The sequence below is a fragment of the Myxococcus sp. RHSTA-1-4 genome, from assembly GCF_020037125.1.
In the GTDB taxonomy this organism is placed as follows: domain Bacteria; phylum Myxococcota; class Myxococcia; order Myxococcales; family Myxococcaceae; genus Myxococcus.
On sequence record NZ_JAIQDG010000005.1, the window covers coordinates 127,598 to 144,763 of the forward strand.

The following is a 17,166-nucleotide window of genomic DNA, read 5'->3' on the forward strand; positions in this document are numbered from 1 at the left end:
GGCCCGTCAGGCCCAGGCCGTCTCCGTCCCACCCACCAGCGTACCAATCTCTCCGTTGCCCAGCACCGCGCGGCGGATGTTTCCACGCACGGTCAGGTCGAAGACGATGATGGGGAGCTTGTTGTCCATGCACAGCGAGATGGCCGTGGAGTCCATCACGTTGAGGTTCTGCCGCAGCACGTCCATGTACGTCAGCGTCTTGTAGCGGCGCGCGGTCGGGTCCTTCTTCGGGTCCGCGTTGTAGATGCCGTCCACCTTCGTCGCCTTCAGGATGACCTGCGCGTTGATTTCCATGGCGCGCAGGGAGGCGGCGGTGTCGGTGGTGAAGTACGGGTTGCCGGTGCCCGCGGCGAAGATGACGACGCGGCCCTTCTCCAGGTGGCGCACCGCGCGCCGGCGGATGTAGGGCTCGGCGATCTGCTCCATCTTGATGGCGGACAGCACGCGAGTGTGCAGGCCCTTCTTCTCCAGGGCGTCCTGCATGGCCATGGAGTTGATGCAGGTGGCCAGCATGCCCATGTAGTCCGCGCTGGCGCGGTCCATGCCCTCGGTGGCGCCAGCCACGCCGCGGAAGATGTTGCCGCCGCCAATGACGAGGGCCACCTCCACGCCGGCCTGCGCCACCTCGATGACCTCGTCGGCGATGCCGGCGAGCGTGGGCGGGTGGATGCCGTACTTTCCTTCGCCCATCAGGGCCTCGCCCGAGAGCTTGAGGAGGATGCGCTTGTAACGGAGGGGGCTCTTGGTGTCGGAGGACATGCGCGTCCGCTTCTATCCCCCGTCCCGCGCCCGATCAACGCCGGAGTCGGGCCTCGCGGCCCACATCGTCCGCTGGCAATCGCCCGGGCCGGGGGGCGGCCCGCAAAGGCGAGGGCCGCGTCGCCCGGCCCCCCTCGTCGGGAAGCCCATGCGCGCGGCCCTCTGCTACCAGCGTTCCGCCTCACGGCCCCTCGTCAGGGCCGCGCGGGCGGCTCAGGCCTGGCCCAGCTGCTTGGCGACCTCGGCGGCGAGGTCGTCCTTCTTCTTCTCGATGCCCTCGCCCACCACGAAGCGGGCGAAGCGGCGGATGGAGATCTTCTCGCCAATCTTCGCGGCGCGCTCGGTGACCATCTCACCGACCTTCTTCTTGTCGTCCTTCACCCAGGGCTGGTCCACGAGGCACGCGCGCTCGTAGTACTTCTCCATCTTCCCGACGAGGATCTTGTCCAGCATCGCCTCGGGCTTGCCCTGCTGCTTGAGCAGCTCGCGCTCGATCTCCTTCTCCTTCTCGAGGTTCTCGGTGGGAACCTCCTCGCGGCGGACGAACTGGGGGTTGGCCGCGGCGATGTGCATGGCCACGTCCTTCACCAGGGCCTGGAAGTCCTCGTTGCGGGCCACGAAGTCCGTCTCGCAGTTGACCTCCACGAGCACGCCGATGCGGCCACCGTGCACGTAGGTGCCGATGATGCCCTCGGCCGCCACGCGGTCGCCCTTGGCGCCCGCCTTGGCGATGCCCTTCTTGCGCAGCCACTCCTCGGCCTTCGCGAAGTCACCGCCGGTCTCGGCGAGCGCCTTCTTGCAGTCCATCATGCCCGCGCCGGTCTTCTCGCGGAGCTCCTTCACCATCTGGGCGCTGACCTCGGCCATGTTCTTCTCCAGCCTCCGCCTCACCAGGGGCGCGAAGCGCCGGGCGGAGCATCAGTGTTGAAAAGGGGTACTGCGATACACGGGAAACAGGGACGGCCGGGTCGCTGCTGCGCCACCCGGCCGCCCGGAAAACGACGAGAGGAAGGGACGGCTACTCGGCCGCCGTCTCCTCGCCACCCTCGGAGCCGGAGCCCTCGGCGGCGGGCTCGGCGGCCACGGGGGCGCCCTTCATCTCCACGAGGGGGCCACGGCGCTCGCCGCGGTCACCACCCCGGTCACGGTCGCCGCCACGGCGGTCACCGCGGTCGCCACGGCGCGGGCCCCGGCGGTCGTCACGGCGCTCGCCGCGCTCCTCACGGCCCTCGCGCTCCTCCTGCTCGTCGCGCTCGGCGGCGCCGGACGCGCGGTAGCGCGCCGCACCCTCGATGCAGGCCTCGGCGATCTTCGAGGTGAAGAGCTTGATGGAGCGGATGGCGTCGTCGTTGCCCGGGATGACGAAGTCGATGCCGTCCGGGTCGCAGTTGGTGTCCACCAGGCCAATCACGGGGATGCCCAGGCGGCTCGCCTCGTGGATGGCGATGTGCTCCTTCTTCGGGTCGATGACGAAGACGCAGCGGGGCAGCTTCGACATCTCCTTCACGCCGCCCAGGTTCTTCTCGAGCTTCTCGCGCTCACGCTCCAGCTGGGCGACTTCCTTCTTGGGAAGGCGCTCGAAGGTGCCGTCCTCGGCCATCTTCTCGAGGGTCTTCAGGCGGTCGATGCCCTGCTTGATGGTCTTGAAGTTGGTCAGCGTGCCGCCCAGCCAGCGGCTGGTGACGAAGAACTGACCGGCGCGCGTCGCCTCCTCGCGGATGACGTCCTGCGCCTGCTTCTTGGTGCCCACGAAGAGGACCGAGCCACCACGCGCCGTCACGTCCGCCACGAAGCGGAACGCGGAGCGGGCCATCGTCACCGTCTTCTGCAGGTCGATGATGTAGATGCCGTTACGGGCGCCGAAGATGTAGGGCTTCATCTTCGGGTTCCAGCGCTTCGTCTGGTGGCCGAAGTGAACGCCGGCCTCCAGGAGCTGCCTCATCGTGATGCCGCCGGCGGCGGCCATCGCCTGCTGCTGCGTCTGCGTGTCCTGCGTCTCCATGTGATTCTCTCTCCGGTTGTGTCCGCCACGCCCGCCAAGCTTCCAGTCGTGACGACCGCAAGGGAGTCCCTCTCCGAGGAGAGGCCCTCCACCCACGGAAGCACCGGCGACCGGCACGAGCGTGTGTGTAGTGGTTGCTACCTGCTACCAGGGCTGAACGACTCCCCGACCCCATACCCAGGGGCGGGGGGTCCTTAACAGAACCCTTCCGCGCGGCGCAAGCTTCACGGCACCGCCAGTCCCACCCCGGACGGCCCGTGCCCGCCCGTCTCCCCCGCCTCCTGGAGGAACACCCCCTCCCAGGCCCCCTGGAGCCCGGAAATCCCCGGGCCCTGGAAGGTCCCCCCAGCCCCCGGAAAGACCACCGGCGCGGTAGCCGCCCCCCTTCGAGGGGACGACGCCGCGCCGGAGTCCTGGCTGACGCTGTGAGGGGCCCGCGCCCTAGACGCTGGCCTCCGCGGCGCCGTGGCACTTCTTGTACTTACGGCCGCTGCCGCACGGGCAGGGGTCGTTGCGGCCCACGCGCGGCCCGTCGGCCTTGGCGGCGGCCGGGCGGGCCGTGGCGGCGACGGAGGCCTCGTCCAGCTTGCCGTCCGCGGTGCCGCGCCCCTCCACCGCCCGCTTCTGCTGCTGCGCGAGCTGGCGCTGGATGCGGGCGGCCTCCTCCGCGGCATTGGTCGCGGAGCGGGGCTGGACCTGCATCATCTGGGTGATGAACTGCGCCTTGATGGCGCCGAGCATCTGGATGAAGCCCTGGTAGCCCTCCTTCTTGTACTCCTGCTTCGGGTCCTTCTGGCCGTAGCCGCGCAGGCCGATGCCCTGGCGCAGGTGGTCCATGGCCAGCAGGTGGTCCTTCCAGAGCCGGTCGATGGTCGCCAGGTAGTTGTACTGGAGGAAGCGCAGGAAGTTCTCGCCGAACTCCTCCTCACGCGCCAGGAAGACCTTCTCCGCCGCCTTGTAGATGTGCTCCTGGAGCTCCTCGCGGCTGCCCACGCCCTCGAAGCCCATCTCCAGGCTGAAGGTCTCCTTCACGCCCTGGGTGAGCGCCTGCATGTCCCAGCCGTCCACGCCCTTGGTGGGCGCGTACGTGTCCGTCAGGGACACGATGACGTCCTCCATGGCGTCCAGCACCATCTCCCGGAAGTCCGCCCAGCTCACCATCTGCTCGGAGCGGGACTTCACGCGCGTCTTCGGGTCCTCCGTGTACTCCACCAGCGGGAGTCCCGCCCCGGCGGCCAGCACCTGACGGCGCAGCTTGTAGATGGTGCGCCGCTGCTGGTTCATCACGTCGTCGTACTCGAGCAGGTTCTTGCGGATGTCGAAGTTGTGGCCTTCGACCCGCTTCTGCGCGCCCTCGATGGCACGTGACAGCCACACGTGCTCGATGACCTCGCCCTCCTCCATGCCCAGCCGCTCCATCAGACCCTGGATGCGCTCGGACCCGAAGATGCGCATCAGGTCGTCCTCGAGCGACAGGAAGAAGCGGCTGGCGCCCGGGTCACCCTGGCGGCCGGCGCGGCCGCGGAGCTGGTTGTCCACGCGGCGCGACTCGTGGCGCTCGGTGCCGATGATGAACAGGCCTCCGGCCGCCATCACCTCCTCGCGCTCCTTCTTCGTCTGCTCCTCCAGCTTCGCCTTCGTCTCGGCGAGCTGCTTGTCCCAGTCCGCCAGGGCCTGCTCGTAGGCCGTCAGGTCCAGCGGCTGCCCTTCCGGGGCCTCGGTGGGAGGCTCCGGCGGCGGGCCCATGGCGGCCTTGGCGAGCACCTCCGCGTTACCACCCAGGAGGATGTCCGTGCCGCGGCCGGCCATGTTGGTGGAGATGGTGACGGCGCCCTTGCGGCCCGCCTGCGCGACGATGTCCGCCTCGCGCTGGTGCTGCTTGGCGTTGAGCACCTGGTGGGGGATGCCGCGCTTCTTGAGGAAGCTGGACACCACCTCGCTCTTGGCGATGGACACCGTGCCCACCAGCACCGGCTGCCCCGCCTTGTGCAGCTCTTCAATCTGCGCGGCCACCGCCTCGAACTTCTCGCGCTCCGTCTTGTAGACCACGTCCTGCAGGTCCTTGCGGATGGCGGGACGGTTGGTGGGGATGACGCGGACGTCCAGGTTGTAGATCTTCGCGAACTCCTCCGCCTCGGTGTCGGCGGTGCCCGTCATGCCGGACAGCTTGGAGTACATGCGGAAGTAGTTCTGGAACGAGATGGTCGCCAGCGTCTGGTTCTCGTTCTCTATCTTCACGCCCTCCTTGGCCTCGATGGCCTGGTGGAGGCCGTCGGACCAGCGGCGTCCCGGCATCTGGCGGCCGGTGAACTCGTCGACGATGACGACCTCGCCGTCCTTCACGACGTAGTCCTTGTCGCGCTTGTAGAGCGTGTGCGCGCGCAGGGCCTGGTCCACGTGGTGGAGCGTTTCAATCTCCCCCGGCGCGTACAGGTTGCTGACGCCCAGCCGCTTCTGGAGCTTCTCGATGCCCTCGTCGGTGAGGGACACGGAGCGGTGCTTCTCGTCCAGGGTGTAGTCCTGGTCCGGCACCAGCCCGGGGATGACCTGGTCCACCCGGTAGTACTTGTCCGTGGTGTCCTCGGTGGGGCCCGAGATGATGAGCGGGGTGCGCGCCTCGTCGATGAGGATGGAGTCCACCTCGTCGACAATCGCGTAGTTCAGCTCGCGCTGGACGTAGTCCTGCAGGCGGAACTTCATGTTGTCGCGCAGGTAGTCGAAGCCGAACTCGTTGTTCTGCCCGTAGGTGATGTCCGAGCGGTACGCCTCCTGCCGCTGCTTGTCCGTCAGCTCGTGCAGCACGCAGCCCGTCGTCATGCCCAGGAAGCGGTAGACGCGCCCCATCCACTCCGCGTCGCGACGGGCGAGGTAGTCGTTCACCGTCACCACGTGCACGCCGCGGCCGGACAGCGCGTTGAGGTAGGTGGGCAGCGTCGCCGTCAGCGTCTTGCCTTCACCGGTGCGCATCTCCGCGATGCACCCCTGGTGGAGGAACATGCCGCCGATGAGCTGCACGTCATAATGGCGCTGGCCGATGACGCGGCGCGCCGCCTCGCGGGTGAGGGCGAAGGCCTCGAAGAGCAGGTCGTCCAGCGACCGGCCATTCTGCACCTCCTGCCGCATGCGGGCCGTCTCCCGGGGGAAGTCCTCGTCCTTGAGGTCCCTCATCCGGGTTTCCAGCTCGTTGACCCGCGCTACCTTCCCATGGGCCTTCTTGAGCTCGCGCTCATTCTTGGTCCCGATGAGTTTCTTCAGCGTCCATTCGATCATTCGGTCGACTCTCTCGCCGGAGAATCCTCGAAGGACGGCGGCGAGTGAAGGGAAATCCCAGGAGGTGTAAGGGGGGAACGGTTGGAAACCACGTGCAACCGCCGAATCTTCCACTCGGCCGGTTGCCCACCACGCAGCGGCCCAGAGTAAAGCGGAACCGAGCGCACGCAATGTCCCCCACGCGAAATCAACGCCGAAGGCCGGCCCGTCCTTCTCCACCACGCACTTCCCGTCACTCCGGACGCCCGGGCCCGAAGCAGGGACGCCCCGGACCCGCCCCTGCGGGCCGGCAGGGCCCCGGTGTTGGTGGCCGACAGGGTCCTGGCACCGGAGGCCGGCAGCGCCCCGGCGCTGGAGGCGGGTCACCTGCACGCGCCGCGCCGCCCGCGCCCCGGGTCCCACCCCGGGCCCGCGTGCCCCCCATGCCCGCACAGACGCTCGCCGCCCGGCCGGGGCACTGGCTGTGGACCTGCCGTGCCGGCTTCGAGCCGCACCTCTACGAGGAGCTGGAGTGGGCGGGCGCGCATCCCCGCCTGCTGGGTGAGGCACTGGTGGAGAGCGAGGCCGTCCCCGGCCTCTCGCCCGCGTTCGCCCGGGCCGGCTACCGCGTGGTCGTCTCCCTGGGCGTGAAGACGCCGGAGGAGACCGCGGAGGCCGCCGCGCGGGCGGTGACGTCGCTGCCGGGCCACGGGCCCTGGGTGGTGCAGGCCTTCACGCCGGACACGCCGCGAGGCAACACGCTGACGGCGCCCGCGGAGGCCCTGGAGGCGGCGGTGCGCGCGAAGCTCCCCGAGGAGCGGCTGCTGGAGGACGCGCAACGGGCGCGCGAGGCGGGCGCCGTGCTGGTGGGGCTGTGCGTGGCGCCGGACGGGGTGACGGTGGTGGGCGCGGTGCCCGCGCGAGAGGCGCCCTCACTGGCGGCGGGTGGGCGGCGGCGCATGAAGCGCGCGGGCGAGTCCCCCTCGCGCGCGGCCATGAAGCTGGAGGAGGCCCTGGACGGGCTGGCCTTCGAGCCCGGCCGTGGCGACGTCTGCGTGGACCTGGGCGCGGCGCCGGGCGGGTGGACGCAGCGGCTGGTGGCGCGCGGGGCGCGGGTGGTGGCGGTGGACCCGGCGCGGCTGATGCCGGAGCTGGCCGCCAACCGCCGCGTCCAGCACGTGCAGGAGAGCGCCTTCGCCTACGCGCCCGAGGAGCCGGCGGACTGGCTCTTCTGCGACATGGCCTGGCGCCCGCTGGAGGTGGCGCAGCTGCTGGCGAAGTGGGGCCGCAAGGGCTGGGCCCGCCACCTGGTGGCCAACATCAAGCTGCCGATGAAGGACAAGAACCCCGTGCTGCTGCGCGTGCGCCACACGCTGGAGCAGGAGGGAGGCTGGGAGGGCCTCACCGTCCGGCAGCTCTACCACGACCGGGACGAGGTGACGGTGACGGCCCACCGCATGAAGTAGTGAAGGGAAGCGCCTGCGCCGGAGCGCCAGTCGCGCTACACAAGACGCGCCCATGCCCTACCCGCTCGACGACGCCACCGCCACCGCCCTCATCGCCCTCCACCCCTGGGTGCTCCAGCGCCACCCGCAGGCGCCGGTGCAGGCCGCGGTGGAGGTCCTCCTCCAGGCCGAGCAGGCCCGCCGCGGCCACCCGGATGCGAAGACGGGCGCGCTCCAGGTGCCGGCCCTCACCCAGGGCAGCCTCCTCAAGGAGGAATATGACTTGTCCACGCACGCCCACCATGACGGGTGGCGCGTGGGCGCCGTCATCGCCGACGTGCAGGGGATGATTCACGTCAACGCGCGCTTCGGCTTCGCCACCGGGGACGCGGTGCTGCGCGCCACGGCCGAGTCCCTGTCCGCGCAGTACCCGGGCGCGAAGGTGCTGCGCCTGCACGCGGACTGCCTCGCCGCGCTGCTGGTGCCCACCTCCCAGCTCACCGTGCGCGAGGACCTGGACGTGCCCACGGCCCGGCAACTGGCGCGCGACGTGCGCCGCGTGCTGCCCGAGGGCACGCCCGACACGGACGTGCCCGCGTGGACGGTGAGCCTGCTGGAGCTGACGGTGGATGCACCCTCGCACTGGCAGGTGCTGGGGCCGCTGGTGTGGGCGGAGCTGGAGCGCACCCACGTCATGGTGCGCACCGGGCGCGCACACGGCCTGCAGCGCCGGCGCCTGCGCCTGGATGGCTTCGTCCCCGCCGCGCCCGCCACACCGTGAGGCCACCTTCGGGCCCCTCCCGGGGCCAGGCGCGGTGACGTCACCTCGAGGGACTACTCCTCGAGGATGAACTTGCGCGGGTTCTGGGGAATCCCGTTGACGCGGACCTCGTAGTGGAGGTGCGGGCCGGTGGAGCGGCCGGTGTTGCCCACCGCGGCGATGAGCGAGCCGCGCTTCACCTTGTCGCCCGCCTTCACCAGCATCTTCGACAGGTGGCCGTAGCGCGTCTTGATGCCGTAGCCGTGGTCGATGACGAGCACGTTGCCGTACCCACCCTCGAGCCCGGCGAACACCACCGTGCCGTCCGACGGGGAGTAGACCTCCTTGCCGTGCGGCGCCGCGATGTCGATGCCGCCGTGCATGACGCGGTCGGCGGTGTACGGGTCCACGCGCGAGCCGAAGTCGCTCGTCACCCAGCCGCGCGCGGGCCAGACGGACGGCGTGGAGGCCAGCATGGACTTCTGGTCCTGGAAGTACGCCTGCAGCTCCTGGAGGCTCTGCTCCTGGCGGGTGGCCTCCGCGCTCAGCTTGTCCAACCGGCCCACCAGCGCGGCCGGCGTCTCCGTGGTGGTGAGCTGGGTGAACTGGGTGTCCGTCGCCGGGGCCGTGGTGCCCGCCTCGGGCTGCGTGGGGCCCAGGGCCAGGTTGCGCTGCGGGTCGGACAGCAGCGTAATCGCGCGCAGCTTCTGGTCGAACCGCTCCACCCGGTCCAGCGTGGAGCCGATGTGCTCGATGCGCTCGCGCACCGACTTGAGCTGCGAGCGCAGCGTCAGGTTCTCCTCGCGGAGGATGCGGTTCTCCGACGCGTCGGCGGCCACCTGGAAGTAGTGGATGCTCGCCCCCGCCGCCAGTCCCACCACCAGCATCAGCCCCATCCCCACCTGGACGAGGAAGGACCTCTGGATGGTGTACCGCTTCACCGGCGCGTCGTGGTCCGGGATCACCATCAGCGTGAAGGACTTTTTCGCCACGGGACCGCTCCCCTGCTCTTGCGTGGGACTTCTGGCGCCAGAAGCTAAGTCGCCTGCTTCCGCGCAACACCTCCCCCCGCCACTCCCCTCCCCGGCACCGTCTCTCAGCGGCGTTTCGCCACCGCTGGAAACGTTGGGGCAGCTACCATTCGCATTCCGAGAGTGTCAAGGTCAACAGACCGCCAGGGAGGGCAATGGCCACGTCCCGTGGGGGCTGGCGACCTCAGGCTTCGACGCGCACCACGATGACGGTGATGTTGTCGTCCCCGCCCCGCTCGTTGGCGAGGTCGATGAGCCGCTTGGGAACCTCCTCGAAGGCCCGCGTCTTCGTCACCACCTCGTGGATTTCGCGGTCCTCGAGCATGTTCGCGAGCCCGTCCGAGCACAGGAGGAAGACATCACCGGGCTCCGACACCAGCCCCATGACGTCCACCTGCACCTCCTCCTCGAACCCCACGGAGCGGGTGATGATGTTCTTGTAGCGGGAGTGCTTGGCCTCCTCGGGGGTAATCATCCCGGCCTTGATCTGCTCGTTGACCAGGGAGTGGTCCTCGGAGATCTGCTGGATGAGGTCCCCGCGGATGAGGTACGCGCGGCTGTCGCCCACGTGGGCGAAGAAGGCGTGCTCGTCCCGCACCACCAGGGAGATGACGGTGGTGCCCATGCCGGACAGCCGCGCGTCCTCCTGGGCGGCCGTGAAGATGGCGAGGCACGCCTTCTCCACGGCGGTGCGCAGGGACTCGGGAATGGGCGAGTCCTGGAGGTTGGGGACGGAGAGGAAGGGGTTGTCCTTACCCTCCCGCGCCCGCCGCATCTCCTTGTCGATGGTCTCGACGGCGATGCGCGACGCGGTGCCTCCTCCCGCGTGGCCTCCCATCCCGTCCGCGACGACATAGAGCTGCAGCTCATCATCAATAAGGAAGCTGTCCTCATTGTGATTGCGCTTGCGCCCGACGTCCGTCAGGCCTGCGGAGACAATTTTGAGGCGGGAGGCCGCGGTCTGCCCTGCGGTGCTGGACACACCCTGGATGCTATGTGAGGCCCACGGATGGGGCAAGGACACGGATGCACCCACCGTTCATCACGCAGTGCGTCGGAGCCGACCCCGGGGGGTACCCTCCGGGCCGGTCTCCCTCCTGGCCCTCGGGGTAGGGGCCCCCAGCGCCCGGTGGGCCGACCGAACCAGGGCCTCGGCGGCCCCCAGCGCCTCACGCGTCACCTCCACGCCGGACATCATCCGGGCCAGCTCGCGGGTGCGCTCCGCCCCGGCCTCCAGCACCACCACCTCGGACACGGTGCGCTCGGCCTTGAGGCCCTTGCGGATGAGCAGGTGGGCGTCCGCGTAGGCCGCCACCTGGGGAAGGTGGGTGATGCAGAGCACCTGACGGTGGCTGCTCACCTCCTTGATCATCCGCCCCACCACGTCGGCGATGGCGCCGCTGACACCCGCGTCCGCCTCGTCCAGGACGTAGCAGCCGCAGCCGTCGCTGTCCGCCAGGGCGCGCTTGAGGGCCAGCAGCAGGCGGCTCGCCTCACCACCGGAGGCCACCTTGGCCAGCGGGCGCGGCGGCTCGCCGGGGTTGGCACTGAAGAAGAACTCCACCTCGTCCGCGCCGTCCGGACGCAGCGTCTCGCCCGGCGTCACCCGCACCTCGAAGGCCGCCTTGCCCATGGCCAGCCCCCCCAGGCCCTCGCGCACCTGGGCGGAGAACTCCACCGCGCTCTGCGCGCGCTTGCGCGACAGCACCATGGCCGCCTTGCGGGCCCGCTCCTCCACCCTGCGGCGCTCCTCGGCCAGCTCCTCCAGTACCTCCTGGCGGTTCTCCAGCGTGCCGAGCTCGGCCTCGATTTCGCCGCGCTTCTTCAGGAGACCATCCAGGTGGGTGCCGTGCTTGCGGCACAGGCGCTTGAGCGCGTCCAGCCGCTCCTCCACGTCCGCCAGCCGCGAGGGGTCCGACTCCAGCCCCTCCACGTACCGGTTCAGCCGGCGCTGCGCCTCCTCCAGCTCCGACAGGGCCGTGCTCAGCGCCTGCGCCACCGGCGTCAGCATGGCGTCGCTCTTCACCGCGTCGTGCACCAGCCCGAGCGCGCGGCTCACCGTCTCCACCGCGGACTGCTCCTCGCCAGCCACCAACAGCTCGGCCTCGGACGCATGGCGCTTGAGCTTCTCCGCGCTGCCCAGCCGCTTGCGCTCGGCGTCCAGCCGCGCGTCCTCCCCGGCCTCCGGGTCCAGGCGCGTAATCTCGTCCAGTTGGAAGCGCAGGAACTCGGCGCGCTCGCGCACCTTCGCCTCGTCGCCCCCCAGCGCATTCATGCGCGCGTCCACCTCGCGCAGGGCGGAGTACTCGCCGAAGTAGTTCGCCAGCACCTCGTCCAGGGAGCCATACCTGTCCAGGAGGACGCGGTGCAGCCCCGGGTCGAAGAGGCTGACGTGCTCGTGCTGGCCGGCGATGTCCACCGTGCCGCGGGTGAGCTTCGACAGCACCCCCACCGTCACCAGGGCACCATTGACGTACACCTTGCCCCGGCCGGTCCGGCCGAGCACCCGGCGCACCAGCACCTCCTCGCCGAGGTCCGGCAGCCCCAATTCCTCCAGGCGCATGCCCAATGCCGGGGTGCGCGCGAAGACGCCCTCCACGGACGCCTCCTCACAGCCGGCGCGGATGACGTCCGCGTCGGCCCGCCCGCCGAGCAGCAGGCCCAGTGCATCCACGAGGATGGACTTGCCCGCACCTGTTTCACCTGTAAGGACGGTGAGGCCGGCTCCGAACGCCACCTCCACCTCCTCAATCACCGCCACGTTCGAGATCCGAAGACCCAGCAGCACGCGCGCCCTCCGTGGTCCGTACGACGGCCCTGGTAACTGAACACCCTAGCAGGTCCCTCTGACACTGCACAGGCGTTCGGGTCGGGCGCACGTCTGGCGTGCGGGTGGGAGAGGGAGCTCCGTCGGAGCTCCAACTTCGCAACCCCTCAGATTTCGGTGAACAGCTCCTGGATGTCCTGCTCGGTGAGCGTCCGGCCCAACTCGTCACCGTCCGCGCCGAGCACCCCGGCGGCCAAATCACGCTTGCGGCGCTGGAGGGACAGAATCTTCTCCTCCACGGTGCCGCGGGTAATCAGCTTGTAGCTGATGACGGCGCGCGTCTGACCGATGCGGTGGGTACGGTCTGTGGCCTGGTCCTCCACGGCGGGGTTCCACCACGGGTCGAAGTGGATGACGTAGTCCGCCGCGGTGAGGTTGAGGCCGGTGCCTCCCGCCTTCAGGGAGATGAAGAACAGCGGCGGCCCGTCGGGCTGGTTGTACTCGTCCACCTTGCCCATGCGGTCCTTGGTCCGGCCGTCCAGGTAGAGGTAGCGCAGGCCCTTCTTGTCCGCCTCCGTCTTGAGCAGCTCCAGCATCTCCGTGAACTGGCTGAAGACGAGCGCGCGGTGCCCCTCGGCCACCAGGTCCTCCACCAGCTGGAGGAAGCGCTCCACCTTGGCGCTGGAGGGCAGCAGCGTGCCGGGCGGCATCTTGAGCAGGCGCGGGTCGCAGCACACCTGCCGCAGGCGCATCAGCGCGGCGAGGATGGACACGCGGCTGCGCTTGAAGCCCACCTTCTCGATGGACTCGGTCACCTTGCGGCGGCTCTCCTCCAGCACCTCGCGGTAGAGGGCGGCCTGGCCGGGCTCCATCTCGCACCAGGCGATGCTCTCCGTCTTGGGCGGCAGGTCCTTGGCCACCTCCGTCTTCAGACGGCGGAGGATGAAGGGCTGGATGCGGCGGCGCAGCCGGTCCTTCGCGGTGGCGTCGTTGGCCACCTGGATGGGCTGCTCGTACCTGTCACTGAAGCCGTCCGCGCTGCCGAGGAAGCCCGGCATCAGGAAGTCGAAGATGCTCCACAGCTCCGACAGGCGGTTCTCCAGCGGGGTGCCGGTGAGCGCCAGGCGCGTCTCGCTGGGCAGCGACTTGCACGCCTGCGCGGTGGCGCTGTCCGCGTTCTTGATGTTCTGCGCCTCGTCCAGGATGACGTAGCGGAAGCCCACCTGGGAGAGCTGGTCCAGATCCCGACGCACCAGGGCGTACGAGGTGAGGACCAGGTCCATCCCCTTCAGGTCCTCCGCGCGCTCCTTGCGGTCCTGGCCGTGCCACACCATGACCTTGAGGCCCGGGGTGAAGCGCTCGGCCTCGCGCTCCCAGTTGGCGAGCACGCTGGTGGGGGCCACCACGAGCGACGGCTTGCGCCCCTCGTCGTTGGCCACCTTCTGCATGAGGCTCAGCGACTGCACCGTCTTACCGAGACCCATGTCGTCCGCGAGGATGCCGGACAGGCCGTGGCGGCGCAGGAACCAGAGCCAGGACAGGCCCGCCTCCTGGTAGTGGCGCAGCGTGGCGTTGAGCCCCTCGGGCACGGCGACCTTGGGCACGCCGGCCGTCTCGCGCAGCTCCAGCATGGCCTGGCGCGCCTTGGCCTCCACCTCGGTGAACTCGCCCAGGTCGGCCAGCAAATCCAGCGCGACGGCCTGGTGCAGCGGCAGCCGCGTGCGGGAGCGGCCCGGCATGGCGCCGGCCTCCTCCAGCAGGTCCGCCACACGCTTGAGCTCGGCGGCGTCGGCCTCCGCGAAGGTGCCGTCCTTCAGGGGGACGAAGCGGCGGCCGGAGTCCAGCCACATGCGCACGGCGCCCAGGTCCACCGCCTGGTCGTCGGTGACGAACTCCGCGTCCAGGTCGAACCACTGCACGCCGCTCATGCCCACGCGGATGCGCGGCTTGAGCTTGGGGCGCAGGCGCACCTTGGGGGCCTGCACGCCGAAGCGCTCCCACTCGGCGGGGAGCGAGGCGAGCCCTCGGGCCCAGAACTCCAGCGCGGTGTCGCCGGCGGCGTCGAAGACGGCGCTCTGCGGCTCGAAGCGCAGGCCCAGCTCGAGCAGCAGCTTGCCGGCGGCGCGCTCCACGTCCTCGCGGCGGCGGTACAGCTTGCGGCTCTCCGCGCCCACGCCGCTGGCGTAGCCCAGGTGCGTGGCCGTGGGGGACACCGGCACGGTGGTCTGCCCGTAGCGGGCGGCGAGCTGCACCTTCACCTTTTCCGGGTTGCCCTCCAAGGTCACCATGAAGCGCGGCTCCACCGACTCGTCCACGTCGATGTCGTCCGCCTTCAGCGCCATGCGGAAGCGCGGCAGGTGCGCGGCGAAGAAGGTCAGCACCCGGTCCAGCTGCCCGGCCGGGAAGGACATGCTCGGCTCCAGCAGCCACTTGCGCAGCAGCCGGGGCGGGAAGTCCGGCTCCACCGCGTGCAGGTTCTGCCCCTGGATGACCCAGGTCTTCTTCCCCGACAGGAGGATGACGTCCTTGAGGGAGTAGCTGGCACCGTCCGGGAAGAGCAGCTCGATGCGCGCGGTGGCGCCGTCCGGACGGGACTCCAGGCGGATCTGCGGGCGCACGGGGGCTTCCGTGTTGATGAGCGCCGTGCCCCGGTAGATGACGCGGCGGGTGCGCAGGAACTCCAGCGCCTCGCTCAGGTCCTCGTCGGAGAGGACGATGCGCGAGTCATACCGGTGCTCGTGGCGCGAGAGCATCATGAAGACGCGCTCGTCCGCGGGAGCGATGCGGCCGCCCGTCTGCAACAGGCGCTTGACGTGGATGGGGCCCTTCGTCTGCGCGTCCTGCCGGCGCACGTCCACCACCCAGTGCCGTCCCCCGTTGCCGGTGCTGGAGGCCGTCAGGCGGTAGAAGAACTCGTAGTCGGGCAGCGAGGACAGGCCCAGCCAGCTCTCCACCTTGGCGAGCGCCGGCAGGTTCACCGCGTCGACGCCCGGCGACGCCGGCTCTACGGGCACCTCGTCGTCGATGACCTCGTTGGGGGCCTCGGCCTGGGCCTGGACCTCGGGCACGGGCTTGGGGCGCGGCTGCGGGGGCGCGGGCGGGCGGAAGCGCGCGGCGTAGATGAGGGCGGCGGCCACCACGTGCTTGCAGTGGGGGCCGTAGACGTTCCACGACTGGCAGGTGCAGGTGGACGTGGCCTTCCCGTCCCCCAGCGCCAGGGCCACCTGGTAGCGCTCGCCGGACGAGCCGGCGACCTGGGCGGTGATGCGGTCACCCTCGCGCTGGAGACCGAAGACGCGGCGCGTTTCGGCCACCTCCCGTCCCTTCTTGAAGGTGGTGGGTTGGACTTCAGCCTTCAGGGCCCGCAGCCACACGGTGTCCTGAGGAGGGAGGGCGTCTCGAATGTCGGCGGTGGATTGCACGGCTGGCAAAGGCCCCAGGCTCCAATGGCCGCGGGGAACCCGTTGGACTACCACAGCGACGGGGCTCCCGCTCGCGGGAAAAATCGATGCGTCCGCCAGCGGAACCCGCCCGCCGGCCTCAGGCTGTGAGAGCATCAACCCCCGTCATGGCCCGGACCGTCCGCCCCCGTGTCTTCGTGACCCGCCAGCTTCCTGGAGAGGCCCTCGGCCGACTGGGCAGGCACGTGGACCTGCGCGTCTGGGAGGAGGAGCTGCCACCGTCCCGTGACACGCTGCTGGCCGAGGCGGCGCTCGCCGAGGGGCTTGTCACCCTGCTGACAGACCGGGTGGACGCCGGGCTGCTCGCCGCCACGCCGGGCCTGCGAGCGGTGAGCAACGTGGCCGTCGGGTACGACAACATCGATGTGCCAGCATGTACCGCGCGCCGGATTGCGGTGGGCAACACCCCCGGCGTGCTGACGGAGACCACCGCGGATTTCGCGTTTGCCCTGTTGATGGGGCTGGCCCGGCGGGTGGCGGAGGCGGATGCCTTCGTCCGTGCGGGGAAATGGCGGACCTGGAGCCCCACCCTGCTACTGGGCACGGACATATATGGTGCCACGCTGGGCATCGTCGGCCTGGGCGCCATCGGCGCCGCGGTGGCGAGGCGGGCGCGGGGCTTCGGCATGCGCGTGCTGTACGTGAGCCGCCAGCCGAGGCCGGACCTGGAGGCGGAGCTGGGCGTACGGCGGGTGGACAAGGCCACGCTGCTGGCGGAATCGGACGTGGTGAGCCTGCACGTCCCGCTGTCGGCGGCGACGCGGCACTGGCTGGGGCGCGAGGAACTGGCGGCGATGAAGCCCGGCGCGCTGCTGGTCAACACCGCGCGCGGCGGGGTGGTGGACCAGGAGGCGCTGACTGAAGCGCTGCGAGGGGGGCGGCTGGGCGGGGCGGCGCTCGACGTGATGGAACCGGAGCCATTACCGGCTGACAACCCGCTGATGACGCTCCCGAACGTATTGCTGGCGCCGCACATCGCGAGCGCCTCGCATGCCACGCGGGGCCGCATGGCCTCCATGGCGGTGGACAACCTGTTGGCCGCGCTGGAGGGACGGCGGCCTCCTCACTGCGTCAACCCGGAGCTCTTCTCATGAACCTGCCCGCAGCGAACCTGACCGACACCACCCTCGCCGCCGACGTGACGGCGCGGCTGCGCGACGTGCCGGACTTCCCCAAGCCGGGCATCGTCTTCAAGGACATCACCCCCGTGCTGGCCGACCCGCTCCTGTTCGGCCGCGTCATCAACGCCATGTCCGCGCCCTTCCGCGGGCAGCACATCACCAAGGTGGTGGGCGTGGAGGCCCGAGGCTTCCTGCTGGGCGCGCCCATCGCCCTGGCGCTCCAGGCGGGCTTCGTCCCTGCGCGCAAGCCGGGCAAGCTGCCCCACCGCTCCATCGTGGAGCGCTACTCGCTGGAGTACGGCGCGGACGGCGTGGAGATGCACGAGGACGCCATCCTGAAGGGTGAGCGCGTGCTCGTGGTCGACGACGTGCTGGCGACGGGCGGCACGGCGGAGGCCACCTCCAAGCTGGTGAAGCGGCTGGGCGGTGAGCTGGTCGGCTACAGCTTCCTCATCACCCTGGACTTCCTGGAGGGGCCGAAGCGGCTCGGCGCCGACAAGGTGACGACGCTGCTCTCCTTCTGAGGGACGGCGGGCGCCTCCGGGCATCCCCGCCCTCCCCCGCCCGACTG

General features: G+C 70.2%; 12 protein-coding genes. 4 read left to right on the forward strand and 8 right to left on the reverse strand.

Annotated features, from left to right (window positions below; all coding sequences use genetic code 11):
* Window positions 1-6: 6 nt before the first annotated feature.
* The 4 genes from pyrH to secA form a co-directional block, all read right to left on the reverse strand.
* Window positions 7-759, reverse strand: coding sequence for a UMP kinase (gene pyrH / locus K8638_RS09770; protein WP_223754180.1), 753 nt, complete (start codon window positions 757-759; stop codon window positions 7-9).
* Window positions 760-972: 213 nt separating this feature from the next.
* Window positions 973-1,626 (reverse strand): translation elongation factor Ts, encoded by a 654-nt coding sequence (gene tsf, locus K8638_RS09775; protein WP_223754181.1) that lies wholly within the window; start codon window positions 1,624-1,626, stop codon window positions 973-975.
* 151 nt (window positions 1,627-1,777) lie between these two features.
* On the reverse strand, window positions 1,778-2,761 hold the full coding sequence (gene rpsB / locus K8638_RS09780; RefSeq protein WP_223754182.1) for a 30S ribosomal protein S2: 984 nt from the start codon (window positions 2,759-2,761) through the stop codon (window positions 1,778-1,780).
* Between the two features lie 441 nt (window positions 2,762-3,202).
* The gene (gene secA / locus K8638_RS09785; protein WP_223754183.1) at window positions 3,203-6,031 is read right to left on the reverse strand and encodes a preprotein translocase subunit SecA; all 2,829 of its coding nucleotides are present in this window, start codon (window positions 6,029-6,031) and stop codon (window positions 3,203-3,205) included.
* 422 nt (window positions 6,032-6,453) lie between these two features.
* Here secA and rlmM point away from each other — a divergent pair, with 422 nt between their 5' ends.
* Together rlmM and K8638_RS09795 are read left to right on the forward strand one after the other, a co-directional pair.
* Entirely contained in the window at window positions 6,454-7,476 is a 1,023-nt protein-coding gene (gene rlmM, locus K8638_RS09790) for a 23S rRNA (cytidine(2498)-2'-O)-methyltransferase RlmM (protein ID WP_223754184.1), read from the forward strand.
* A 52-nt stretch (window positions 7,477-7,528) separates the two neighbouring features.
* Window positions 7,529-8,236: a GGDEF domain-containing protein gene (locus K8638_RS09795; RefSeq protein ID WP_223754185.1), complete on the forward strand. Its 708-nt coding sequence runs from the start codon at window positions 7,529-7,531 to the stop codon at window positions 8,234-8,236.
* A gap of 53 nt (window positions 8,237-8,289) precedes the next feature.
* Here K8638_RS09795 and K8638_RS09800 read toward each other — a convergent pair whose 3' ends face one another.
* From K8638_RS09800 to K8638_RS09815, 4 genes are all read right to left on the reverse strand, one after another.
* Window positions 8,290-9,207, reverse strand: a complete 918-nt coding sequence (locus K8638_RS09800; RefSeq protein ID WP_223754186.1) for a peptidoglycan DD-metalloendopeptidase family protein — start codon at window positions 9,205-9,207, stop codon at window positions 8,290-8,292.
* 223 nt (window positions 9,208-9,430) lie between these two features.
* Window positions 9,431-10,228, reverse strand: a complete 798-nt coding sequence (locus K8638_RS09805; protein WP_223754187.1) for a Stp1/IreP family PP2C-type Ser/Thr phosphatase — start codon at window positions 10,226-10,228, stop codon at window positions 9,431-9,433.
* Window positions 10,229-10,288: 60 nt separating this feature from the next.
* Entirely contained in the window at window positions 10,289-12,034 is a 1,746-nt protein-coding gene (gene recN / locus K8638_RS09810) for a DNA repair protein RecN (protein WP_223754188.1), read from the reverse strand.
* 146 nt (window positions 12,035-12,180) lie between these two features.
* Window positions 12,181-15,435, reverse strand: a complete 3,255-nt coding sequence (locus K8638_RS09815) for a DEAD/DEAH box helicase (protein WP_223754189.1) — start codon at window positions 15,433-15,435, stop codon at window positions 12,181-12,183.
* 146 nt (window positions 15,436-15,581) lie between these two features.
* Between K8638_RS09815 and K8638_RS09820 the strand changes: the two genes are divergently transcribed.
* Together K8638_RS09820 and K8638_RS09825 are read left to right on the forward strand one after the other, a co-directional pair.
* Window positions 15,582-16,568: a D-glycerate dehydrogenase gene (locus tag K8638_RS09820; RefSeq protein WP_223754190.1), complete on the forward strand. Its 987-nt coding sequence runs from the start codon at window positions 15,582-15,584 to the stop codon at window positions 16,566-16,568.
* Window positions 16,565-17,119 (forward strand): adenine phosphoribosyltransferase, encoded by a 555-nt coding sequence (locus K8638_RS09825; protein WP_223754191.1) that lies wholly within the window; start codon window positions 16,565-16,567, stop codon window positions 17,117-17,119. Before K8638_RS09820 ends, K8638_RS09825 begins: the two co-directional genes overlap by 4 nt.
* Window positions 17,120-17,166 lie beyond the last annotated feature (47 nt).